27 protein-coding genes are annotated in these 23456 nt (G+C 38.1%); 12 read left to right on the top strand and 15 right to left on the bottom strand.

Annotated features, from left to right (window positions below):
• Positions 1-102: 102 nt before the first annotated feature.
• The 4 genes from OQ267_RS21680 to OQ267_RS21665 all read left to right on the top strand — a co-directional run bounded on the left by OQ267_RS21680 (position 103) and on the right by OQ267_RS21665 (position 2837).
• Positions 103-1044: a ribose-phosphate pyrophosphokinase gene (locus OQ267_RS21680; RefSeq protein WP_088299394.1), complete on the top strand. Its 942-nt coding sequence runs from the start codon at positions 103-105 to the stop codon at positions 1042-1044.
• 152 nt (positions 1045-1196) lie between these two features.
• Complete coding sequence (locus OQ267_RS21675; RefSeq protein ID WP_088299393.1) at positions 1197-1781, top strand: 50S ribosomal protein L25/general stress protein Ctc; 585 nt, start codon at positions 1197-1199, stop codon at positions 1779-1781.
• Positions 1782-1960: 179 nt separating this feature from the next.
• Positions 1961-2521 carry an aminoacyl-tRNA hydrolase gene (gene pth, locus OQ267_RS21670; protein ID WP_265838057.1) on the top strand — a complete coding sequence of 187 codons (561 nt, stop codon included), beginning with the start codon at positions 1961-1963 and terminating at the stop codon, positions 2519-2521.
• A 31-nt stretch (positions 2522-2552) separates the two neighbouring features.
• Positions 2553-2837, top strand: coding sequence for a hypothetical protein (locus OQ267_RS21665; protein ID WP_088299391.1), 285 nt, complete (start codon positions 2553-2555; stop codon positions 2835-2837).
• A gap of 87 nt (positions 2838-2924) precedes the next feature.
• Here OQ267_RS21665 and OQ267_RS21660 read toward each other — a convergent pair whose 3' ends face one another.
• Positions 2925-3590, bottom strand: a complete 666-nt coding sequence (locus OQ267_RS21660) for a tetratricopeptide repeat protein (RefSeq protein ID WP_088299390.1) — start codon at positions 3588-3590, stop codon at positions 2925-2927.
• Positions 3591-3714: 124 nt separating this feature from the next.
• Between OQ267_RS21660 and recF the strand changes: the two genes are divergently transcribed.
• The gene (gene recF / locus OQ267_RS21655; RefSeq protein ID WP_265838055.1) at positions 3715-4818 is read left to right on the top strand and encodes a DNA replication/repair protein RecF; all 1104 of its coding nucleotides are present in this window, start codon (positions 3715-3717) and stop codon (positions 4816-4818) included.
• Positions 4811-5101 carry a DUF721 domain-containing protein gene (locus tag OQ267_RS21650; RefSeq protein WP_265820064.1) on the top strand — a complete coding sequence of 97 codons (291 nt, stop codon included), beginning with the start codon at positions 4811-4813 and terminating at the stop codon, positions 5099-5101. The genes recF and OQ267_RS21650 overlap by 8 nt, the downstream gene beginning before the upstream one ends.
• 76 nt (positions 5102-5177) lie before the next feature.
• Here the strand turns inward: OQ267_RS21650 and OQ267_RS21645 are convergent, their stop codons facing one another.
• From OQ267_RS21645 to OQ267_RS21635, 3 genes are all read right to left on the bottom strand, one after another.
• Positions 5178-5354 (bottom strand): hypothetical protein, encoded by a 177-nt coding sequence (locus tag OQ267_RS21645; protein WP_172406415.1) that lies wholly within the window; start codon positions 5352-5354, stop codon positions 5178-5180.
• Positions 5355-5411: 57 nt separating this feature from the next.
• Positions 5412-6179 (bottom strand): FKBP-type peptidyl-prolyl cis-trans isomerase, encoded by a 768-nt coding sequence (locus OQ267_RS21640; protein WP_265838053.1) that lies wholly within the window; start codon positions 6177-6179, stop codon positions 5412-5414.
• 130 nt (positions 6180-6309) lie between these two features.
• Entirely contained in the window at positions 6310-6729 is a 420-nt protein-coding gene (locus tag OQ267_RS21635) for a nucleoside-diphosphate kinase (RefSeq protein WP_265838051.1), read from the bottom strand.
• Between the two features lie 198 nt (positions 6730-6927).
• Between OQ267_RS21635 and OQ267_RS21630 the strand changes: the two genes are divergently transcribed.
• The 3 genes from OQ267_RS21630 to OQ267_RS21620 all read left to right on the top strand — a co-directional run bounded on the left by OQ267_RS21630 (position 6928) and on the right by OQ267_RS21620 (position 9957).
• Positions 6928-7938, top strand: coding sequence for a DHH family phosphoesterase (locus OQ267_RS21630; RefSeq protein WP_265838049.1), 1011 nt, complete (start codon positions 6928-6930; stop codon positions 7936-7938).
• Positions 7939-7975: 37 nt separating this feature from the next.
• Positions 7976-8950, top strand: a complete 975-nt coding sequence (locus OQ267_RS21625; protein WP_088299385.1) for an FKBP-type peptidyl-prolyl cis-trans isomerase — start codon at positions 7976-7978, stop codon at positions 8948-8950.
• 68 nt (positions 8951-9018) lie between these two features.
• Positions 9019-9957 carry an FKBP-type peptidyl-prolyl cis-trans isomerase gene (locus tag OQ267_RS21620; RefSeq protein WP_265838047.1) on the top strand — a complete coding sequence of 313 codons (939 nt, stop codon included), beginning with the start codon at positions 9019-9021 and terminating at the stop codon, positions 9955-9957.
• A gap of 207 nt (positions 9958-10164) precedes the next feature.
• Here the strand turns inward: OQ267_RS21620 and OQ267_RS21615 are convergent, their stop codons facing one another.
• From OQ267_RS21615 to yiaA, 4 genes are all read right to left on the bottom strand, one after another.
• Positions 10165-10638 carry a CYTH domain-containing protein gene (locus OQ267_RS21615; protein WP_088299383.1) on the bottom strand — a complete coding sequence of 158 codons (474 nt, stop codon included), beginning with the start codon at positions 10636-10638 and terminating at the stop codon, positions 10165-10167.
• Positions 10638-12587 carry a beta-N-acetylhexosaminidase gene (locus OQ267_RS21610; protein ID WP_265838044.1) on the bottom strand — a complete coding sequence of 650 codons (1950 nt, stop codon included), beginning with the start codon at positions 12585-12587 and terminating at the stop codon, positions 10638-10640. Before OQ267_RS21610 ends, OQ267_RS21615 begins: the two co-directional genes overlap by 1 nt.
• A 206-nt stretch (positions 12588-12793) precedes the next feature.
• A complete protein-coding gene (locus tag OQ267_RS21605; RefSeq protein ID WP_265820067.1) occupies positions 12794-13498 on the bottom strand; it encodes a gamma-glutamyl-gamma-aminobutyrate hydrolase family protein in 705 nt (234 codons plus the stop codon).
• A 14-nt stretch (positions 13499-13512) separates the two neighbouring features.
• Positions 13513-13914, bottom strand: a complete 402-nt coding sequence (gene yiaA, locus OQ267_RS21600) for an inner membrane protein YiaA (protein ID WP_265838042.1) — start codon at positions 13912-13914, stop codon at positions 13513-13515.
• Between the two features lie 165 nt (positions 13915-14079).
• Here yiaA and OQ267_RS21595 point away from each other — a divergent pair, with 165 nt between their 5' ends.
• The gene (locus tag OQ267_RS21595; RefSeq protein ID WP_265838040.1) at positions 14080-15570 is read left to right on the top strand and encodes an NAD(P)H-hydrate dehydratase; all 1491 of its coding nucleotides are present in this window, start codon (positions 14080-14082) and stop codon (positions 15568-15570) included.
• Positions 15571-15844: 274 nt separating this feature from the next.
• Entirely contained in the window at positions 15845-16546 is a 702-nt protein-coding gene (locus tag OQ267_RS21590) for an AIM24 family protein (protein ID WP_088299378.1), read from the top strand.
• 64 nt (positions 16547-16610) lie between these two features.
• On the opposite strand, the gene OQ267_RS21585 is transcribed toward OQ267_RS21590, so the two are convergent.
• From OQ267_RS21585 to OQ267_RS21570, 4 genes are all read right to left on the bottom strand, one after another.
• Entirely contained in the window at positions 16611-17465 is an 855-nt protein-coding gene (locus OQ267_RS21585) for an anti-sigma factor (protein ID WP_265838039.1), read from the bottom strand.
• Between the two features lie 2 nt (positions 17466-17467).
• Positions 17468-18019, bottom strand: coding sequence for an RNA polymerase sigma factor (locus tag OQ267_RS21580; protein WP_088299376.1), 552 nt, complete (start codon positions 18017-18019; stop codon positions 17468-17470).
• Between the two features lie 114 nt (positions 18020-18133).
• Positions 18134-19027 (bottom strand): lipoyl synthase, encoded by an 894-nt coding sequence (lipA, locus tag OQ267_RS21575; RefSeq protein WP_088299375.1) that lies wholly within the window; start codon positions 19025-19027, stop codon positions 18134-18136.
• A 137-nt stretch (positions 19028-19164) separates the two neighbouring features.
• Positions 19165-20454, bottom strand: a complete 1290-nt coding sequence (locus OQ267_RS21570) for a hypothetical protein (protein WP_265838037.1) — start codon at positions 20452-20454, stop codon at positions 19165-19167.
• Between the two features lie 323 nt (positions 20455-20777).
• Here OQ267_RS21570 and OQ267_RS21565 point away from each other — a divergent pair, with 323 nt between their 5' ends.
• Positions 20778-22286: a malate:quinone oxidoreductase gene (locus OQ267_RS21565; RefSeq protein WP_265838034.1), complete on the top strand. Its 1509-nt coding sequence runs from the start codon at positions 20778-20780 to the stop codon at positions 22284-22286.
• Between the two features lie 78 nt (positions 22287-22364).
• On the opposite strand, the gene ytxJ is transcribed toward OQ267_RS21565, so the two are convergent.
• From ytxJ to ribH, 3 genes are all read right to left on the bottom strand, one after another.
• Complete coding sequence (gene ytxJ / locus OQ267_RS21560) at positions 22365-22697, bottom strand: bacillithiol system redox-active protein YtxJ (protein ID WP_088303031.1); 333 nt, start codon at positions 22695-22697, stop codon at positions 22365-22367.
• Between the two features lie 88 nt (positions 22698-22785).
• Positions 22786-22908, bottom strand: coding sequence for a hypothetical protein (locus tag OQ267_RS21555; RefSeq protein ID WP_255353659.1), 123 nt, complete (start codon positions 22906-22908; stop codon positions 22786-22788).
• A 52-nt stretch (positions 22909-22960) separates the two neighbouring features.
• Positions 22961-23452: a 6,7-dimethyl-8-ribityllumazine synthase gene (gene ribH / locus OQ267_RS21550; RefSeq protein WP_088303032.1), complete on the bottom strand. Its 492-nt coding sequence runs from the start codon at positions 23450-23452 to the stop codon at positions 22961-22963.
• Between the last annotated feature and the right edge of the window lie 4 nt (positions 23453-23456).

Below are 23456 nucleotides of genomic sequence, written 5' to 3'. Positions count from 1 at the left end.
TTGTCTTGGTTCGAATCCAGGTCGGACAACAAATTTATCATCGGATCGTGTTTTTAAATAACATGATCCGATTTTTTTTAAACCGTAAACTACACACGGATTATGCCATTGCAGTTTAACCCGGTAAAATTATTTTCCGGAACAGGTTCACGAGGACTATCACTGAAAATTGCCGAAAGTTACGGCAAGCCACTTGGTGATGTTACGATCCACAAATTTAGTGATGGAGAATTCCAGCCTTCTTTTGACGAATCAATCCGCGGCTGCGATGTTTTTTTAATCCAATCTACTTATCAGCCTAGTGATAATTTAATGGAACTCTTGTTGATGGTAGATGCGGCTAAAAGGGCATCGGCACATTATATTACGGCAGTTGTTCCTTATTATGGTTTGGCCCGTCAGGATAGAAAGGATAAACCACGTGTAGCAATCGGCGCCAAATTGGTAGCAAACTTATTAAAATCAGCAGGTATCCACCGCATTATGACGATGGATTTGCATGCGGCTCAGATTCAGGGTTTCTTTGATATTCCGGTAGATCACCTGGATGGATCAGTGATTTTTGTACCTTATATTAAAAGTTTAAATCTGCCAAATTTAACCATTGCATCTCCGGATATGGGTGGTTCATACAGGGCCAGAACTTTTGCAAAGTTTTTCAATGCAGAGGTAATTATCTGTGATAAACGCCGTAAACGGGCCAATGAAATTGAATCCATGTCAATTATTGGTGATGTAACCGGGCAGGATGTAGTGTTGATTGACGATATTTGTGATACCGCCGGAACATTATCAAAAGCTGCGGCTTTGATTATGGAAAATGGTGCGGCTAGCGTAAGGGCAGTCTGTACACATGCGGTATTATCTGGTAAAGCCATAGAAACGGTTGAAAATTCTGTGTTAACAGAATTGATCGTAACAGATACCATTCCTTTAAGAATGGAGAGTGAAAAAATAAGGGTGCTGAGTACCGCAAGTTTATTTGCCAGGGCAATTGCCAATGTAAATGAGCACGGTTCAATTAGCGACTTGTTTAAAGTATAGCGTTAAGCGTGTTGCGGTAGGCGTTTAAAAGGCCAAAACAACTTATGCTGAACAAAAAGAGAGTTTGAAAAAGTTGGAGGTTAAATAGTTTAGGGCTTAAGGTCTTAATACTCGATACTAAAACTTGCTACTAATAAATAAATATAAATAAAATGAAAACAATCGCAATTAGCGGTTCTCCAAGAGAGAACGTAGGGAAACGCGATGCCAAGGAACTTCGTTACGAAGGTAAGGTTCCGGCGGTATTGTATGGTGGAAAAGAGCAACAACACTTAGCAGTGGTTATTGCTGATTTAAGAGATGTTATTTATACCCCGGAAGTAAATTTTGTGGAAATTGATGTAAACGGTACTAAAACTAAAGCGATCGTTAAAGACACTCAGTTTCACCCGCTTACTGACGTATTAATGCACATCGATTTTCTTCAGTTGTTCGACGAGAAAGAAATCGTTATGGAAATTCCGGTTAAATTAACAGGAACTTCTCCAGGTGTTAAGATGGGGGGTAAATTGATTCAGAAATTACGTAAGTTACGTATCAAAGCATTACCTGCTAACATGCCACAAAATGTTGAAGTAAGCTTAGAAAAATTAGAAGTAGGTAGTTTATACCGTGTGCGTGATCTTAAAGCTGAAGGTTATGCCATTACAAATACTCCTGAAGATACAATCGTTTCTGTTGCAATGTCTAGAGCATTAAAACAAGCAGAAACTGAAGCTGCTAAAGGTAAAAAATAGTACAAGGATTTCACTGATTAAAGTGATTTCACAGATTAAAAGCGGTGCAAAAGCAATTTTGTACCGCTTTTTTATTCAAATTTTGTCTTAACCTACGTTACCCGTCAGAAGCTAAGGTTACTCCCTAGGTTTTCCAAAACCCATTTTTCATCTTCCATTAAACATTATATCTTTGCGCAATGAAATATCTGATAGTTGGCTTGGGTAATATTGGTCCGGAGTATGCGCATACGAGGCATAATATTGGATTTGATATTGCTGATGAATTGGTGAAAGACTTAGGGGGCAGTTTTGATAATATCCGGTTGGCCTATTATGCTGAAGTGAGTTTCAAAGGAAAAAAACTTCATGTCATCAAGCCTACAACTTTTATGAACCTCAGCGGTAAAGCCGTAAATTATTGGATGAAGGAGTTGAAAATTGCTCCTGAAAATGTATTGGTTATTGTTGATGATCTGGCGCTCCCACTGGGTAAACTCCGGTTAAAACTACAAGGCTCAAGTGCTGGTCATAATGGCCTAAAAAGTATAGAGGAAGTTTGTGGCGGACAAAATTATGCCCGTTTAAGATTTGGTATTGGGAATGATTATCCTAAAGGTCGTCAGATCGATTTCGTTTTAGGTCTGTTTGATAAAAATGAACAACTGGAATTGCCTGCGCTTATTGATAAAAGTGTAGAACTGATTAAAAGTTTTGTTACGATTGGTCCGGCACATACCATGACAGCTTTTAATAAATAACATCGAATCATCATTATTAAACTTCATCTTCATGACTTTCATCGAATTTAAAGATTCCTTAAAATCTGATCATCCGCCCATAGGTTTATCTGTTCCATTAAAGGCACTCTGGTTTGATGGAAAAGGTGATTGGGATCAAGCGCACCATGAAGTAGATCATTTGGATGATGCTATCTCCGCTTTGATTCATGCCTATTTACACCGTAAAGAAGGCGATACCTGGAATGCAGATTATTGGTATAGGAACGCAAAAGAAAGCCGGCCACAAATTTCACTGGAAGAGGAATGGGAACAGTTAGTCGTACGATTTCTATAAAAGCTTTTTTTCCGAAATAATTAAGATTTCCACCAACGAAAAAAGACCATCTTTCAATGGTCTTTTTTCGTGATATCGTCGTTTAAATTATTTAACCTGTTCCTGTGCCCTTGCGATATAGGCATCTACCAACTGTGCTTCTGCACTTTCAGGGTATTGTGTCTTGATTTTGGTGTAAGCATCAACCGCACCGTTAAAATCTTTCAGGTTTTCATTTACCAGACCTAGTTTTTTAAGAAACATTGGTGAAGTAAATTTACTGGCTTTGTCTGATGCTTTTTTATAATAAGTAGCAGCTTGCTTGTAGTCTTTCAGTTCGCTATACGCATCACCCAATAAGCCTAAAGCCAATGGATCTGCAACCGGACTGCCAGTTGCGCTATATTTTCCAAGTGCATCAATAGCTTGTTTATATTCACCTTTACGTAAATAAATTCCGCCAAGATAAAGGTTAGCTAAATTAGCAGATTTAGTATTGTCATATTCATCAGCAATTTGTGCTAAGCCTGGATAACCGCCTTCACCTTTAACTGCTTTATTGTATAAAGAATCAACACCTACATAAGATTCAGCCTTAAACATTTTGCTTGCTGCCTCTTCAGCACGGCCTTTTAAGTAGACATTTTGATACCAAAAATATACACCGATTAATAAAACTACAGCACCTGCGATAAAAAGCAAGCTCTTATTATTTTCCTGTAAAAATGAACCTTTTTTAATAGGTTGAGTAGTCTGGTTATCTGTTGTAGACATGTTTGTTTAAAAAATTAAGATTGCAAAAATACATTTTTCAATCAAAGTATCAACCTTTATTTTGAAGTATTTAATTAAACATTAGTTATTTAGAGGTTAAAAAACGGTAAATTGCGCCATATTTATGTGGTTAAAGAATATTACGCTTTTAAATTTTAAAAACTATTGCGATGCAGATCTCCGATTTTCAGATACTGTAAACGTTTTTACCGGGAACAATGGTTCAGGTAAAACCAACATGCTGGATGCCATTCATTATTTATGCCTGTGTAAAAGTTATTTTAACCCGATTGATGGTCAGCAGATTAAGACCGGAGAAGATCTGTTTATGATTCAGGGTGATTTTGACCGCAATGAAAAAAATGATAAAATTACCTGTGGCGTAAAGAGAAATCAAAAAAAGCAATTCAAACGGAACAAAAAGGAATACGAAAAACTTGCCGACCATATTGGTTTATTTCCTGTGGTGATGGTTTCTCCATATGATGTGAACCTGATTATGGAAGGTAGTGAGGAGCGCAGGAAATTTATAGATAATGTTATCTCTCAAACCGATTCACATTATCTTGATCAGCTCATTGCCTACAACCGCCTTCTTTTAAACAGAAATGCTTTTTTAAAGCAAATTGCCATCACCAGAAAATATGACCCGACATTGCTGGAGATTCTGGATGAGCAATTGGTGATCGCGGGAAACAGAATTTTCTCAACCAGAAAAGCATTTATGGATGAGTTTATTCCACTCTTTAACGACTATTATCAGTACCTTACCGAAAATAAAGAAACAGTTGCCTTAAATTACCAATCGCAATTGTCAGATATGCCATTTAATGAGTTATTGCGAAAATCGGTTGAAAAAGATCGGGTGTTAGAACGCACTACAACGGGTATTCATAAAGATGAGCTTGCTTTTGTCATCAGTGATATGCCGCTGAAAAAATTTGGTTCGCAAGGTCAGCAGAAGTCTTTTTTAATTGCTTTAAAACTGGCGCAATATGCCTACCTGGCAAAAAATAAAGGTTTTAAACCGCTGCTGTTGCTGGATGATATTTTCGATAAGCTGGATGATCACCGGGTACAGAAATTGATGCAAATGGTGTCTCACCAGGATTTTGGGCAGATCTTTATTACAGATACCGGAAAAGAAAGAGTAAAATCTGTCTTTGAAAAAATAGAAGTTGATGTAACTTTGTTTGAAGTTAAAGAAGGACAAATAAGCCATGCGTAAGCCGAATGATGTAACGATGAAAGATGCCATCAGCAAAATGCTTGATGTGTATCGTTTACGTAGAAAATTTGATGAAACATCCATCCTGGCTATCTGGCCGGAAATTATGGGTACTGCCATCGCAAATAGGACAACACAAATCTATATAAAGGATAAAAAGTTATTTATCAGAATAGAATCATCCGTAATTAAAAATGAACTGGTAATGGTTCGTCAGGGCATTATACAAAAGTTAAATGAACATGCCGGTAGTGTGGTCATCAATGAAATGATATTTCTATAATGGCTTATAAACAGAAAGCGCTGGATGTATAACCCAACGCTTTCTTATTTTGATTCAGCACCAGGTGCCTTTCAAATTAACTTCTTCCGCCGCCAAATATTTTAGCCAGAATCCAGATCACTAGTGCTACTACTATTACGACTACGATTACGCCTGACCAAACGCCGGCTTTGAAAATACCTCCAACAAGTTCACAACTGCTTAAGGTAGTGCATAAAAATGCGATTAATGCTACAGGTAATATCTTTTTCATACTGATGTTATTTTTTTATAGCTAACATCGAATACGAAATAAAGTTTTAATCACGGGCTATTTACCGTTAACTTTTAGCAATTCCACTTCAAAAATTAGAGCGCTATATGGTGGAATATCAGCTCCGGCACCACGCTCGCCGTAGGCCAGTTGGTATGGAATAAAAAATTTATATTTAGATCCTGCAGGCATCAATTGTACACCTTCAGTCCATCCTGGAATCACCCTGTTTAACGGAAAGCTGATGGGCTCACCACGATCATATGAGCTGTCAAATTGTTTTCCGTTTAGCAAAGTTCCTTTGTAGTGTACTAAAACAGAATCTGTAGCGATAGGTTTAACGCCTGTTCCGGCGGTTATCACTTCGTATTGCAGTCCACTGGCAGTCGTTTGTACGCCTGCGCGTTTTTTGTTTTCTTCTAAGAAATCTTGTCCTTCTTTTATCATTGGTCCGTATTTAATTTTATTGGCTTCAGCCTCAGCTTTATTTTTAACTGCTGATGCTTTAGTAATGGCTGCATTGATATTTTCCTGAGCCTGTTGTGGTGTTAAGATTAATTTTCCGCCTGTAAATGAATCCTTTAAGCCTTTTATCAGCATCTCATAATTTAAAGCTGATAATCCGGTCGTTTTTAACCCTGCTCCAATAGAGGTTCCGAAAGCATAACTGGTAGAATCTAACCCAGTTCTTAAACCAGAAATAACCCTGGTGGTTTTAGTTATAGTTGTTTTTTTAGCAACAGGTTTTTTTACGGCTGCTTTTTTTTGTGCATAAGTGGCAATGGAAAAGGTTGAAAGGCAGGCTGCCAGGAGAATTGTTTTCATTTAATAATAAGGTATAATGTTAAAACGGTTATATACGCTGGATATTTTAAGCTTGAAAGGTACGAAATTGATAAAACAATAAAACCCCGAAATCTCGGGGTTTTAGCATAAAAATATTTTTTACAATTGATTAGAAACGCTCATCTGCCTTGAAGAAGAAGTTTCCTTCAATCTCCGCGTTTTCATCAGAGTCAGACCCGTGAACGGCATTGGCATCAATTGATTTGGCATATTTCCGACGGATCGTACCTTCTGCCGCTTCAGCAGGATTGGTTGCGCCGATTAATTTTCTGAAATCTTCAATCGCATTGTCTTTTTCAAGGATAGCAGCAACAATTGGTCCTGAAGACATGAAGCTTACTAAATCTTTGTAAAATGGGCGTTCAGCGTGCACCGCATAAAACTGACCGGCAGTTTCATCCGTTAATTTGGTATATTTTAATGCGATGATTTTGAAACCTGCATTGGTAATGTCGTTTATGATCGATCCGATGTGGCCGTTTGCAACTGCATCAGGCTTGATCATGGTAAAAGTTCTGTTCGTGCTCATTGTGTTTGAATATCAATTTTTCTGCAAAAATACGTTTTATTGATGAATAATCAACAGCCTTGTATAAGATCATGCTATACTTAATAGTTGTACAATCAGTCATCTTCAGGAAAGCCTTATTCATGATATATCATCCGGCTGTCTTAAAATCCTTTAATCCTATACTAAAAATACTTAGCTTTGCAACGCAAAAAATATATGCTTACACTACCTGAGTTAAAATCTTTACTGGCTACGCCACAACGAATTGTCATTACCACACATCACAAGCCGGATGGAGATGCCATGGGTTCATCACTAGGGCTGTATGGTTATTTAATCCAAAAAGGTCATCATGTAAAAGTCATTACGCCAACTGATTATCCAACTTTTTTACACTGGATGCCTAACAATTCTGATGTAATTATTTATACTGAGGAGCATGAAAAGGCTGCGAAACTGGTAGATGAAGCTGCTTTGATTTTTTGTTTAGACTTTAATACCTTAAGTCGAATTAATGAACTGGGTGAGCTCGTCAGAGCGTCAGGTGCTAAAAAAGTAATGATTGATCATCATTTAGAGCCTGAAGATTTTGATGATTACCGCCATTGGAGCATTAATGCCTGTGCGGCAGCACAGTTGGTATATGACTTTATTGTCAACCAGCTGGAAGATAAACCTGGAATCAATAAAGATGTTGCCGCTTGTTTATACACTGGTATTATGACGGATTCAGGATCGTTTCGTTTCGAGTCGGCCACATCTGATGTTTACCGGATCGCGGCAGACTTGATTGATTTAGGTGCTGAACACTGGAAAATTCATCAGCAGGTATATGATAATGCCAGTGAAGACCGTTTGAGGTTCCTGGGTTATTGCCTTTCCAATAAATTAGAAATTATCAGGGATTACAATACTGCAATCATTGCTGTCAATAAAGAAGAATTAGCCCGTTTTAACAGTACTACAGGCGATACAGAAGGCGTGGTCAATTATGCGCTTTCCATTAATGGCATCAGGCTGGCAGCACTGATTATTGAGCGCAGTGATAAAGTAAAGCTTTCAGTAAGATCAACCGGTGATTTTCCGGCAAATGAAATCTGTAAAAAATATTTTAATGGTGGCGGACATCGAAATGCTGCCGGTGGTGCCTCAGAAAAACCTTTGGATGCGGTAGTAAATGATTTCAAATCCATTTTAGAAGAGTATAAAAATCAATTAATTGCGTAAAGCAGATAACCAAATTAAATAAAGTTTAAAATACAAAATGAAAAAAGGAATTATTGTTCTTGTAGCTGCAACATTAGGGTTGGCAGCTTGTAACAAAGAAAAAAAAGGTGCTGGTGGTTTATTGTATACCATTCACCATTCTGAAGGAAAAGAGAAAATCAAAGAAGGTGATATCATTAAAATGAATTTCATCCAGAAAAATGATAAAGACTCTGTTTTGGGCAGCACTTATGATAATGAAAATCCACAGGTTTTTCCAGTTCAAAAGAAAATGTATGCTGGTGACATGAATGATGTGTTAACTTTATTTGGAGAAGGTGATAGTGCAACTTTCAAAGTGAATTTGGATACCATGGCTTTTTATAGTAAACAGCCTAAGCCAGAGCAGTTTAAGAATGATAAGTATATTACCTTCACTATCAAGGTAGAAAAAGTTTTCAAAAAGAATAAAGGTGAAGCTGATTCAACCTTCAATAAAAGAGCAAGTGAGTTTTTTCAGGCAGATTTTAAAGCCAGTGCAGAGAAAAAGAAAGGTGCTGAAGAGGGTAAAATTAAAGCTTACGTTTCTGATAACAATTTAAAAACGAAAACTTCTGCAAGTGGTTTACAATATATCATTACAGCACCAGGAAATGCAGAACGTGCACAACTAGGTGATACAGTAACATTAAACTATACCGGAAGATTAGCTAAAAAAGACAGTAAAGGTAAATATCCGGTATTTGATACCAGTGATGAAAAAATTGCCAAAGCTGAAAATAAATTCCAGGCAGGCAGACCATATGGCCCAACTAAAATGGCTTTGGGCGGAACCATTCCAGGTTTTACTGAAGCATTGCAATTGGTTGGTAAAGGTGGAAAAATCACGGCTATCATTCCTTCTAAATTAGGATATGGTGAACAGGGTGCTCCACAGGTAGGTATTATGCCTTACAACCCAATTGTATTTGATATTGAGATCACAGATATCAAAAAGGCTCCTGCAGCAGCAGCCGCACCAATAAAAAAATAAATAAATTAAAAAGGTGTTGTTCTTTCTGAGCAACACCTTTTTTTTGTCCCATTAAGTCATAGCAGAAAATGAAAAAAGGAATAATTATGATACTGGCGGCAGCTTTAGGTTTATCTGCCTGTAATAAATTTGAAAAGGGCGAAGGCGACATGACCTATAAAATTTACAATAGCGAAGGGAAACCTAAAATTCAGGAAGGTGATTTCGTTAAGTTAAATGGGATCCAGGTGATTGAAACCAAAAACGGGGATTCTACCCTGGTGAATACTTATGACAATGAAAGACCTGCATTTTTTCCCATCAGCAAATCAATGTTTAAAGGAGACCTGGCTTCTGCTTTAAAATTACTGGGCGAAGGAGATAGTGCTGTTTTTAAATTGAATTTAGATTCTATGGCCAAATATTCAGGTCAGCCTAAACCAACCGGCGCAAAAGATAACTTTTCTACTTTTACCATTAAAATAGAAAAGGTTTTACATAAAACGGCTAATGAGGCTGATTCTATTTTTGAGAAAAAGAAGCGTTCATTTTTTGAAGAAGAATACAAAACTTTAATTGCAAAAAATAAAGCTAATGAGGCTTCGAAAATAGCGAAGTATATTGCTGATAATAACCTGAAGACCCAAAAAACAGCATCAGGTTTGCAATATATCATTGAGGTACCGGGTAATACGCAAAGGGCAACCTTAACTGATACCATCATGGTTGATTATACAGGTCAGTTCACCAATAAAAAGGCCGATGGCAAAATCAACGTTTTTGATACATCAGATGCGAAGGTTGCCAAAGAAGCTGGTATTTACTCACCAATGGCACAATATGCAGCCCGTCCATTAGTTTTGGGGCAACTGGCTCCGGGATTTATTGAAGGTGTTCAGATGATTGGTGTAGGCGGAAAAATCAAAATCATTATTCCTTCCAAATTAGGTTATGGAGAAAATGGTGGCGGTCCGATTAATCCTTTTACCCCGTTGGTTTTTGATATTTCTTTAAAAGCAATTAAATAAGATATAGCCGGATTGTATCCATAACAGGCGTTTTTATTTTTCATGATAGCCTCAATCGATTTTAATCGATTGAGGCTATCTCCTTTCTGATAATTGATTAAGAAAAAGAGGTTGCTCTTTGCATCTCACTACGACTAAACGTAAATGGCGATCGCCTTAAGATTGCTTCATATCTCCAAAAAAAATCTATTAGCAATAAAAATTTACCTAATCCTCCCAGTCTTTGAAAGGATGAGTAGTTAAACTGGCATTATAATAACGCTTATCACCAGTTACTTCTACATTAATCCATGGTGGACACTCAAAATCTTCGTCTTCAGCTAACAACTCAATTTCTGCTACAATTAATCCTTCATTATCACCAGAAAATACATCTACTTCCCAGGTTTTACCCTGATGGTCAATTTCGTATCTGATTTTTTCCAGTTCACCTTCCGAAAAATGATCAAGCAACTCCTTTGCTTCGGCCAGAGGGATTTCATATTCATATTCCAATCTTGAGGCACCTACTGTAATGCCCTTTATTGTTAGCCAGGCCTTTTCTTCCGCTATTCTTACCCGAATGGTCTTAGCAGGATCATTATGGATATAACCCTGCCTGAGGTTCTTTCCTGCTGGTTTAATAACCTGATGCCATTCTTCGTGATGAAGCAAAAATTTTCTTTCGATTTCGATACCCATTATCTGGCTCTTTTTTGCAAATCAGCAACAGGCATACTGATCATTCTTCCTATAGGCTGTTTTCCCTTATACGTAATCACACGAAGCATAGTTGCATCTTTTGGTGGCGTAATCGCGGTTGTATATTTAGGATAAAAACGATCTGGCATAGAATTGTCGAAGCTATAATAAATGTCTAAGCCATCAATTTCAGGTGTCAATTCAATCATCAATTGTTTATCAGCACTGCGTTTCACTGTAAAAACCGGATCGTAAATAGCAGGTGAATATTTAACTTCAGCTAAATCCAGTCTTTTAAAGTGCTCTTCTGTACGGTCAACAAAACTCGTCCAGTTTTTCTTTTCTATAGGACTCCATATAGCTTCAGAAATAGCAAAGGCACGTGGCCATACCATGTATTGCACCTGGCGGAAGTTGAAAATCTGTTCTGTCCAGAGATTGGCTTGCCCTCCGATGATATATTTAGGATCTGCGCCTGCAGGTATTGGATTGAACTGATACGCTTTATTTAACCGAAGGGAAGCATAAACCTTAGGTTCTGTAATCACATCGGCCTGCATGTAATCTAGATAGGCAAATTCAGTTGGGCTCATCACCACGTTATGCTTATCTTTTGAAGCCTCAATGCCATATTTTAAACCCCTCCAGCTCATTACTGATGCCGTAGGTGAAACTCCGCCTTCCAGAATTTCATCCCAGCCCATGAACTTCTTGCCTTTTGAAACCACGATCTGCTCTACACGTTTTTCGAAGTAAGCCTGTACTTGCGGAATGGTTTTTAAACCTTCCCTTTGCATCAGCGCCTTTACCTGGTCATTCTTCTCCCAGAAATTATGAGGGGCTTCATCACCGCCCATGTGTATGTATTCAAAAGGAAAAAGTTTGGCTACTTGTGTAATCACGGAGTCCAGGAAAACATAAACCTTTTCGTTCGCCGGACATAGCGTATTATCTACTAAAGCGAGGGGAGGTGCACCACGGCTCCAATCCATAATCTTTTCACCTGAACGAACCTTGTAATTAACTGCATCCGGAGTGCAGGAAAGTTCCGGATAAGAGGCGATTGCCGCTAAACTGTGTCCGGGAACGTCAATCTCCGGCATGATGTTTACAAAACGATCCTGGGCATATTGTACCAGTTCTTTAATATCTTCCTGTGTATAGAAACCGCCATAATTTCTGGGTTCATCAGCGGTTGGCGGAATAAAGTCGCCAAAGGTTCCGGTTTTTTTAACACTCCATGCACCAACCTCAGTTAATTTTGGTAAACCTTTAATCTCAATTCTCCATCCTTCATCATCCGTTAAATGGAAGTGCAGCAGGTTAAATTTATAGCGGACCATGTTATCAATAAACTGCTTTACCTCATCCTTTGTGAAAAAGTGACGTGCAACATCAAACATCAGCCCCCTCCAGCCTAATTTCGGATAATCGACGATATCAACACAGGGCAGCTTCCATTTTACGTTTTCGACCAGTTCCTTACTTTCAATAGCTACCGGAAACAGTTGAATCAGTGATTGAACACCCCAGAAAATTCCTGCCGGTTGATTGGCCGTAATGATAATTTGGTTGGGGTTCACATTTAATTTATAGCCCTCTGTACCCAACTGTGCATCACTTTGAGTATTCAGTATCAATTTAATTGTTGGATGATTTGCTGTAGAAACGGTGCTCACAAATTTCCCCGTAGCTGTTTTAATTCTTTCTGATAGAAAAGCAATACTTTGTTTTAAACCTTCATTTTTTGATGCCTGAATACTTACGTTTTCAGGTAAGGTAAATTGTCCGGCTTTTTTCATCAGCGATACAGGTTCCGGAATAATGGCAATCTGAGCAGTTGAAACTGCATTTTCAGTATCGCCGATTTCAGTTTCACCGACTAAATTTTGTGCATAGGTATTGGCAGTAAGAATACAGTATGACAACAACAGGAATAGTTTCTTCATTTAAGTATTTAAAATTGAAAATTATTGATCTGCAATTTATTAAAAAGTTAGGAATTAGCCTATTTTCTCTTTACTAATCATGAATGGCTTTACTAAGTCGATTTAGTGCTTAAAAATCAGTGCCGATTAATGTATTGGAGAGTTTAAGGGCTTAATGAAGTCAGTATGGTTTTGGAAGCTGTTCCCTGTGTATACCATAGCGAAAGTTACAGCCGATTTTTGATGGACTGTATAAATGCATCATGCAGGTTTTTGCTAAAGCGGCTTTGCTGATCCTTTAAACGTTCAGGGTGCCATTGCACAAATAAAAGGAACGACTTGCCAGCGGGTTCAAGGCGTTCTATGGCTTCGGCAATACCATCTGGTGAAATGGCACTCACCACTAAACCTTTGCCAATACGATCGGTGCTTTGATGGTGATTGCTGTTAACCAAACCAAAATCAGTATGTACAATTTGTTTTAACCAGGAAGATGGATTGATGATAATCTCATGATAACGGTCTTGCTTGTCGGGCATTTTAGAATGGTCAAACTTTCCCCAGGTGGCAATATCCGGAATTAAAGTTCCGCCAAAAAAAACATTGCCAACCTGTATTCCCCTGCAAATGCCCAAAACCGGAATATGATTTGCCTCTGTATATGCTAAAATTTTAAATTCAAATTCGTCCCGGAGTTCATCCACATCATCTTCATGGCAGTATGGATAATAGTCTGGCTGATTATAAAACCGGGGATGCACATCCTCTCCACCGGTTAATACAATCCCCTGGCAGTTTCTGATGGCTTCAAAATTATCCAGTTTATAACCCAGCTGAATTACCGCTATGCGGCTATCATATGATAATACCCAATCCCGATAAATAGAGAATTTGCTGCAATCGGTAACACCAATAATTATTTTTTCAGCCATTAAATAAAAAGTGATTAATTGAGATTTTTATTGGAGATCTGATTATCTCTGGTGTTTTTTTGAACAGTAATGGCACCGAAAAGCGAAAGTAAAAAAGCAAAGGCATAAAAACCTTTTTCACTGGGCAATAGTGTGGCGTTCCATAAGCCAATCACCAGCAGGGTAATGGTGAGCAAAGTAGAGAACCAGCTTAAGCCATAGTAAATTTCAGTTACTGGAATGCCTTCCAGTTTATCGCGAACAGCTTTTTGTAAGGAAATTACAGCAAAAAGGCCAAACATTAAAACAGTGAAATAATATCCTTTTTCATTCAGCAGCATGTCTGAACGCCAAAGGCCAACAATAAAGCCGATCATTCCGGTGCCTAAAGCAATCCAGGAAGCAGCTATAAATGCATTTGATGGTTTTTGGTTCATTTGATTAGCGTTTAATAAAAATGTAATTGATTTATTAATGGTAAAGGTTAAAGATATATAATTTTTGGTTGGTCAGTATTTATGCCGATCATTTTCAACACCTGAATATCTTGCCAAAACAATAATACACAATTCTTTATTATACTTAAATCTTAACTTAGTTTAATGCAGACTCTACTTACTTCAGCGCAAATGCGCAAAGCGGATGAATTTACGATAGCAAATACGCCTATTGCTTCTATTGATTTAATGGAAAAGGCAGCCAGGGCCTTTGTACATAGTTTTTTAAGAGATGAATTCGACACGTATAAAAGCATTGCTATATTTTGTGGTAAGGGGAACAACGGAGGCGACGGACTGGCTATAGCACATCTTTTACTCAGTAATGGATATAATAATATAAAAGTTTACCTGGTTAATTTTTCTGAAAAGCAAAGTGCTGATTTTACCATTAACCTTCAGCGGCTGGAAGAATCCAGGTGTAAAAAGGTAGTTTTAAATGCAGCTGCAGATTTAAAAAGTATCAAATCCGATATCATTATAGATGCTATTTTAGGGTCCGGCTTAAATAAGCCCCTGGAAGGTGAGTATGCAGCACTGGCAAGACTGATCAATCAATCGCAAAGAAAGGTTTATGCTGTTGATGTACCGACTGGCTTTTTTGCAGAAGGAAGGTTGCCAAAAGAATATAATGGAATAAAAGCCTTTAAAACGATTTGTTTCCAACGGCCAAAAATTAATTTTTTTCTGCCTGAATCGGTACAGGCGACAACACAGGTTGAAGTTGTGGCAATCGGATTAGATGAGCATTTTATGCAGAAACAAACGTCAGGTTTTTATCTGATCGAGCAAAGCGATGTGAAAAATATACTCCAACCCAGGAGATTGTTCAGCCATAAAGGTACCTATGGTCATGCCTTAATTATTGCCGGAAATACAAATACCATGGGTGCCGCCCTGCTTTCTTGCATGGCATGTCTGCATACCGGTGCAGGTTTAACTACTGCGTGTATTCCTCCTGGCGGCTTAATTGCACTGAACACAGCCCTTCCCGAGGTAATGGCTTTACCACGTGATGAATATACCCGGATAGAACACCCAGGGAAATATCAGGCCATTGCTGTAGGACCAGGTTTAGGTGTTTCTGTTGAAAATGAGCGTTTAATGGAAAGTTTGATGACATTTGATTGTCCATTGATTATTGATGCTGATGGCTTAAATATATTATCAGAATGGCCAGATTTATTAGGCAAGTTGCCCGCACATTCCATTTTAACACCACATATGAAGGAGTTTGACCGGCTTTTCGGGTCACACGACAACTGGTGGGACCGGTTGCAAACTGCAAAAGAACAGGCTGTTAAATTACAGGTCGTTATTGTGCTTAAAAATCAGTTTACTTTTATCTGTACTACCGAAGGTGAAGTTTTAATTAATTCAACCGGTCATCCTGCCATGGCGCAGGGCGGAATGGGCGATGTTTTAACCGGAGTAATTGCGGCTTTTTTAGCGCAAAAATATAAGCCTGCCGATGCCGCTGTTTTAGGTTGTTTTGTACATGGAAAAACCGGTGACAGCCTCGCTCAGCATAAATTTGTGGTTACGGCTTCACAGGTAGCTGCCGGAATTGCGGATACCATTCAGAAGCTGATGTAATTGACGCATGTAATTTCCTGAGTACTATTCGGGTGGATCTATTCAGTGATAAATGTGTTTTTAAAAGTGTCCGATTTGCCTAAGTTATCACTAACGATATGGTATTACTGAAAAAATTAATCACAAATTAAAAATGGCTTAAACCCCTTTTGGGAATGTTTAAGAGCCGTATTTTTTTTATTCGTGTGCATACTTCAGGCAAACAGCTATTTATAAAATGATTTGGCTCACGAATTGATGAGGGTGTTAGAAAACCGAAAAACAATATTTAATTATGGAAACAAAAAAAGAGTATACCTTAAAGGAGCTCATTCAGGAATCGGCAGAAGATCCCAATGAAAATGATTTTTTTGAACTGGAGAAACCTGCCTTGCTGGAAGTCAATCTGAAAAACCAGAAAATTATGGCCAAAGCAGGATCGATGGTAGCCTATATTGGCAACGTTGATTTTAAACGCGAAGGTTTGTTAAGTAAAGGATTAGGCGGCTTATTGAAAAAAGCGATATCCGGAGAAGGCACATCATTGATGCATGCAACAGGAACAGGCAAACTTTATTTAGCCGATGAAGGTAAAAAGGTTAAAATCATTAAACTTCAGAATGAATCCGTTTTTGTGAATGGAAACGATGTTCTGGCACTTGAAGACAGCATTAAGAATGAAATCAAGATGTTAAAAAGTGTTGCAGGAATGATGAGTGGCGGATTATTTCAGGTTAAATTATCTGGCAGCGGGTATATTGCCATTACCACACACGGAGAGCCCATTTTGTTGAGGGTAAGTGCCAATCAGCCGGTTTATACGGATCCCAATGCAACAGTGGCCTGGTCAGAAAATTTATCACCTAATATTAAGACCAATCTTACTTTCGGCTCATTCATCGGAAGAGGGAGTGGCGAATCATTTCAATTAGAGTTTTTCGGAGAGGGCTGGGTGTTAGTGCAGCCATATGAAGAAGTGAAATACGCACAAAAATAAAAATATCATAAAAAATCCCAGCAAATTTAAAACCTGCCGGGATTTTTTTATTTAAATATTCTAATTAAACACCACCCATTACGGTTAGTTTTTCCATCGTTGGGTTTACACTTCCACCCATAGGTTCAAGTGTTACTGCAAAAGCCTGTGCATCCTGAATGGCTTGCATTTTTAAAAGGGCTTCTTTTGAAGTCGAATCCGTTTTGCCAAATACACCAAGGCTTACCGGTTTTCCATTTACCATTGCCCAAAGTTGGTATTCATGTTGCGCATCTGCCTTCGGAAGATCCATTGCCAGGTAATTTATCAAAACATTTTTATTTTTTTTATTCCAATAGACATTCATTTTTGCCTGAGGACTTATGGCCTGCCCCTTCATTTTGATGGTTGCCCATTCTTTACTCTCATTCATCTGTACCAGATTATTTAATCCCTGGTTAGAATACTCGAGCTTGCTTACAACACCTGCAAATTTTTGTTTATCTAAATTTAAACTCGCAATCTGGTCGTGTGCATCGGTTAACTTACTATAGGTGATAAACAATGCCGCTGTACTCATCAACAAAAGTGCAATGCAGGCAACCAGTGCATAACGCAAGGTTTTTACCTTTCCGCTATGGTTTTCAAGCTGAACTATTTTTGTTTCTTGTGTTAAAGATGGTATAAGAACATGCTCAGTTTCTTCATCTGCACCAATACCTAATTTCTCAAATAGTTTTGTTTCAACAAACGCAGCAGGTTGTACTGCATTTTGCATGGCATATTTTTCCAGCGCATCTTCAATGGCAGCAAGTTCATTTCTGATTTCCTGATGCTGACTGGCAAGTTCCTGTACCTGCAGCGCTTCCTGGGGCGATAAATCACCCAAAACGTACAGTTCAAGTACTCCTGATTCGATATATGCTTTTAAATTTTCCACGCTTAATTAAAATTCCTTCTCAATTCAATAATAGCCAAACGAATGCGGGTTTTTACCGTACCCAATGGCAGATTTAACTTTTCTGCGGCTTCTACATGTGTATAGCCTTTGTAATAAACTAAATCAAGAACGGCATGTAAGTCCGGTTTTAGATTTTCAACAAGCTGCTTTATCCCAAGTACATCCGGGTTAAAAGTAACTTTGTTTTGTTCATCAACGAAACTTACGTTATTTTCTATATCCTGGTTTTTGAGTGAATTTTTAAAATCTTTAGAACGTAACTTATCAATAGATAAATTTCGTGCAATATTCATCATCCAGGTAAACAGTCTTCCTTTGGAATTGTCGTAATGTTCAGCAGATTGCCAGATCTTTACAAAGGTTTCCTGCAATACATCTTCAGCAAGCTCCGTATGGGTGATAATCCTGGAAATAACGCCGTAAAGTGCAGATGAATACATCCCATACAGTGTTTTTAACACTGACGAATCTCTCGATTGTAGTGCAAAAACAAGTTCAGGTTCAGTTAATGTAGTTTTTTTCAATGCGGTCACTATGCTTGCTAAGATACATTACTGAACACGAAAAGCAAAAAAATGTTTTATAAAGAAATTCCTGCAGGGAGTGCAATTTTTAAAACATTTTTTAAACCGCAGTCATTTTCTGCTTTATGCTATACCATCAATCGGGAAAAGATGTTTTTCAGCATGATAGGAAGAGCGAACCAGTGGACCACTTTCTACATATTTTAATCCTTTTGATAAACCCACTTCTTTATACATGGCAAACTGATCAGGATGAATCCAATCGATAACCGGATGGTGATTGCGGGTAGGCTGTAAATACTGGCCCAATGTTAGGATATGTACACCATTTGCAACCAGATCATCCATCGCTTCAAAGATATCTTCATCCGTTTCACCTAAACCAAGCATAATACCAGTTTTAGTTCTCAAACCAAAATCAGAAATTCTTTTCAGCGCTTCCAGGCTTCTGTCGTATTTAGCCTGAATTCTTACCTGCCTGGTTAAGCGTTTAACCGTTTCCATATTATGTGATACCACTTCCGGACGTTCTTCCAGCACACGGTATAAATTATCCCACTGCCCTTTAAAGTCAGGAATTAAAGTTTCCAGTGTTGTTACCGGACTTTCCCTGCGGATGGCCTGCAATGTTTCAGCCCAGATAATAGAACCACCATCTTTCAGATCATCACGGTCTACTGATGTGATTACGCAGTGTTTTACCCCCATTAATCTTACTGAATCGGCAATGCGATTGGGTTCATCAACATCAACAGCTAAGGGCCGTCCGGTAGCCACAGCACAAAAAGAGCAGCTACGCGTACAAATATTTCCAAGAATCATGAACGTTGCAGTACCAGCACCCCAGCATTCGCCCATATTCGGACAGTTACCACTTTCACAAATGGTGTGGAGTTTATGGGTATCAACCAGACTGCGAACCTGAGCGTATTCTTTGCCAACAGGCAATTTTACACGCAACCAATCCGGTTTACGTTTAACTTCGGTTACTGCAGGTACAACTGGTAGATCAATCATAATGCAAAGTTAAGGATTAGGATTGAAATGTAACAATATGGAAATGTTGTAATGTTGTAATGTTTGAAGGTTACTTTTTAAAGGAAATGCAAATTCTCCGATTCAGATCCTGCAAATTAGACATGCCGACTTATAGCTTACCATAAACTTTTTGCTTGATTCAATAGCGCATTCCCTTTTTTGGTGATTTCTTTTTTACCGTTATTTATAGTAGATGACCCGGTATATTGACTAACTGCATTTGAAAGGTTTCTGAATTTATGAATGCCTGCAAAAATCTCTTTGGTGTGTGGAACATCGTTTTCCTTCATTACCCGTTCCCAGTTAATTTTTGATAGGGTAGCAATCATGTATTTTGAAACCAGTTTGGTGATAAAGGCTTTATCATAAACACCATTCAACGCTGCATCTGATTTTCTTTCACCTGCAAAATCAATGATTTCTTGAAAAGCCTTATGTTCTGTGTCTGAAAACAAAGGGCTTTTCTTTAGCTTTTCAAGCGCAGGAACAGCTTTTTCCGGTTGATCTCTTTTTAAATGCAGATAAGCGTCAATAATCCATACCAATTCGTTTTGAAGGCCTAGCTTATTCATATCCTTTAAAAAGCATTCAAAGTCTTCTAAAGATCTTTCTTCATCAATCTTGCGTGCCATGCGCATTCTGTCGAAGCCTCTGAATAGGTAATTCATTCCATCAAAGGCAATATGAGTTTGGGCGTCACTTAAATTTCTCCAGCCAAGAAAAGCCTTAGTATATGGCAAAGGCATATCTTTATTTTGATCAAGCCACCTGATATTTCTTGATAAACCATCCTCTGAAAGATAATACAGGTTATTTCCAAAAAATAAGAATCCCCGTACAAATTCCAGCAATGTTTTCATTTCAGAGTCAGGCAGAAGTTCGGGCTGTGTTTTTGAGCATTCATATAAGGCAAATGGCTGACCTAAATCCCGGGTAGTTAATACTGCCATGCTTAAAATGGCGTGCTCAATATTCTGCGTAAGAAGCCTTTCTGCCGGGTCAATGGTCTTTAAATTTACTTTTGGCGCACCGTAGAGCACATTAAAACCCTGTATCAATCCCGGGAAAATATCTTCGTCGGTTTCTTTTACAAAAGTTTTGACCTTACGGTAATTGTTGTAGATTTTAAAGGCTTCCAACACCGAAATGTGATGCTTGCTGGTGTCCATTAACGACAAAACAGATTGGTTGTACTTAGAAAAATGCTGATACTCGGACATATTAGTGTCCAGCACCGCATTTGCACGAATGGCAATTTTGGTAAACTTATAAAAAATGATTTTATCATAATTGATGTTTTCCTGTAGCTTTTGTTTATCCAAAAGAAGTAAGGCTTCATCTGTTTGGTCACCAGAACAAGCCCAAAGGAAAATTGTGCAAATTAATAAGAGCGAATACTTCATCATTATCATTTAAAATAAATAGGTAAACCAAAATGCTGGCTAATCAAAACTAGTCTTTTTTCAAACTATCGCAGGATCAAATGTTTGTTTATGCAATAGATTTTTTTAATTCAGGCGATATGATCTTTGGTTCTGTTTTTATAATGCCATTTTTATCAAATTTTGATCAGTTGGTTTAAAACGGAATGGCTTTTGCGAATCAGATTCTCGAAAAAAATATTTTACTAAATTAAATTCTAATTTTTTGGCAATTTTTTTAGTTTTCCGACTGCAAAATTCGTTGTATGTTTAAAATGATTCTAAATTTGTAACTCCTTTAATATAAAATGACTAAAAAGAAAAAGACAGTTGGCAAAACTGACGTAGATGTGATTTTAATAGGCGCAGGTATTATGAGCGCTACCCTTGGGGTTTTATTAAAAGAATTAGAACCTGGTTTAAGCATCGAAATTTACGAAAGACTTGACATTGCGGCGGCAGAAAGTTCTGATGCCTGGAATAATGCAGGGACTGGTCATTCTGCTTTTTGTGAATTGAATTATACTCCCGAAAAAAAGGATGGTACGGTTGAAACCAAAAAGGCCGTACAGATTGCCGAAAACTTTGAAGTTTCTAAACAGTTCTGGGCTTACCTTATTGAAAAAGGATTGGTTTCAAATCCGGGAAACTTTATTCGCAAAATTCCGCACATGAGCTTTGTTTGGGGAAAGAAGAATGTAGAGTACCTGAGAAAGCGTTATGATGCATTGCAAAAATGTACCCTGTTCAGTGAGATGGAATATACGGAGGATGCAAAAGTAATTGATACCTGGGCACCTTTGATTATGGACGGTCGCAAGAAAGATGAAAAAATTGCAGCAACCAAAATGGATCTGGGAACTGACGTTAATTTTGGTTCTTTAACCCGTGATATGTTCAGCCACCTGAAGGAACAGGAAAATGTAAATCTTTATTTTAATCATGAAATCCGCGATCTGAAAAAAAATAAGGATGACAACTGGATCGTTAGGGTTAAAGATTTGGAAACCAATGATAGCCGTAAGCGCACGGCAAAATTTGTGTTCATCGGTGCTGGTGGAGGTTCCTTGCCTTTGTTGGAAAAATCAGGTATTCCGGAAGGAAAAGGCTTTGGCGGATTTCCGGTAAGTGGCCAGTGGTTAAAATGTACGAATGATGAAATTATAGCCAAACACCATGCAAAAGTATATGGAAAGGCAGCTGTAGGGGCGCCTCCAATGTCTGTTCCGCATTTAGACACCAGGATGATTAATGGCAAACAGGCATTACTCTTTGGGCCATATGCAGGTTTTTCTACAAAATTTCTGAAAAACGGCTCATTTCTTGATTTACCTAAATCAATCAAGTTTAACAATATCCGTCCGATGATTTCTGCGGGATTGCACAACATCGATTTAACAAAATATTTAATTGATCAGGTAAGACAATCTCCTGAAGACAGATTAGACGCATTAAAAGAATATTTACCTCAGGCTCAATTAAAGGACTGGGAATTGGAATATGCCGGACAAAGGGTTCAGGTGATTAAAAAAGACGCAAAAAAGGGCGGGGTACTGGAGTTTGGTACTGAAGTGGTCAGTGCTGCCGATGGTTCAATTGCAGCTTTGTTGGGTGCGTCACCTGGTGCCTCAACTGCAGTTTCCATTATGCTGGAATTACTGGCGCGTTGTTTTAAGGAAGACCTCGCTACAGATGAGTGGCAGGCCAAGATCAGAGATATGATCCCCACTTATGGTCAGGAATTATCAAATGATGCGGAACTTTGTAAAAAAACCAGGGTAAGAACTTCTAAAGTTTTGGAAATAGAAAATACCTGATTGGTTTCAGGATAGTACACAAAAAAGGGCGAAAATAATTTTTCGCCCTTTTTTATGTTTGAACTATTAAGATGTGGTTTAGGCTGCAATAACTTCTGCAACTTCATCTGCAGAGATATCACTGTGTGAGGCTTCTAAAACACATTCACTATTTTTTATCAATAAAATTTGTGGGGACTGGTGTGCCACCTGAAATACTTCTGCTATTGCATTGGAAATTTCGCGATAACTGATCAGATCCAAAAAGTAAAGTGTTGTATCTTCAGGAATCACGTCCCAGTTAAATTCAAAATTTCTTTTTGCCATCATCGAAATGGAGCAACGGGTACTGTGCTTAAAAATTAAGCTATAGCCTTCTGCACTTTTAATTTCGTTTAACTGATCCAGTGATGTTAAATTAACCCAAGTCATAGTAAATATTGTTTATAGGGATAACAGTTGCATGAAGGTAATGTTCTGCAAATGACCTAAAAATGAAAATTAATAAATGTGTTTGTATTTAGTTTCTTCTGCGTCTGCCTTCAGGATAAGAGCTGTATGCCGGACAAAGTTTAGAAGAACAGGATTCTAAAATGGTAATGGTGCAAAACACCGCCAATAATAAGATGGCTACTTTTTTCATCAGATGGTTAATTTAATTCGCTAAGGTACAAATAGTTTGTGAAAGCACAAGGTTAAATGTTTGTCGCGAAATCAGCCATTTTGATTGCTGTGATGGCCGCTTCATCTCCTTTATTACCATGCTTTCCGCCTGCACGATCCTGAGCCTGCTCCAGGTTATTGGTGGTTAATACCCCAAAAATAACAGGTTTGCTATATTTGATACCTACATTGGTTACGCCCTGCGCTACGGCGTCGCAAATAAAATCAAAATGCTTGGTATCACCCTGAATCACACAACCTAAACAAATCACGGCATCAATATCACTTCTTTTGCTTAATAATATTTCTGCTCCTCCGGTTAATTCAAAGCTTCCGGGAACGGGCAAAGAAATAATATTTTCTTCCTTCACACCATTTTCTATTAGGGTTTTTAAAGCACCATTGTATAAAGCACCGGTAATCTCAGCATTCCATTCGGCTACAATAATTCCAAATTTATAATTAGCACCATTGGGCACCGTAGTATGAGAGAAATCAGAAAGATTTTTAAGTTGTGTTGACATGGCG

Origin of the sequence: Pedobacter sp. MR22-3, from assembly GCF_026240075.1 — a bacterium.
Lineage (GTDB): Bacteria > Bacteroidota > Bacteroidia > Sphingobacteriales > Sphingobacteriaceae > Pedobacter.
Note: the sequence above shows the minus strand (reverse complement) of the source record. Positions and strands in the feature narration are given on the sequence as shown.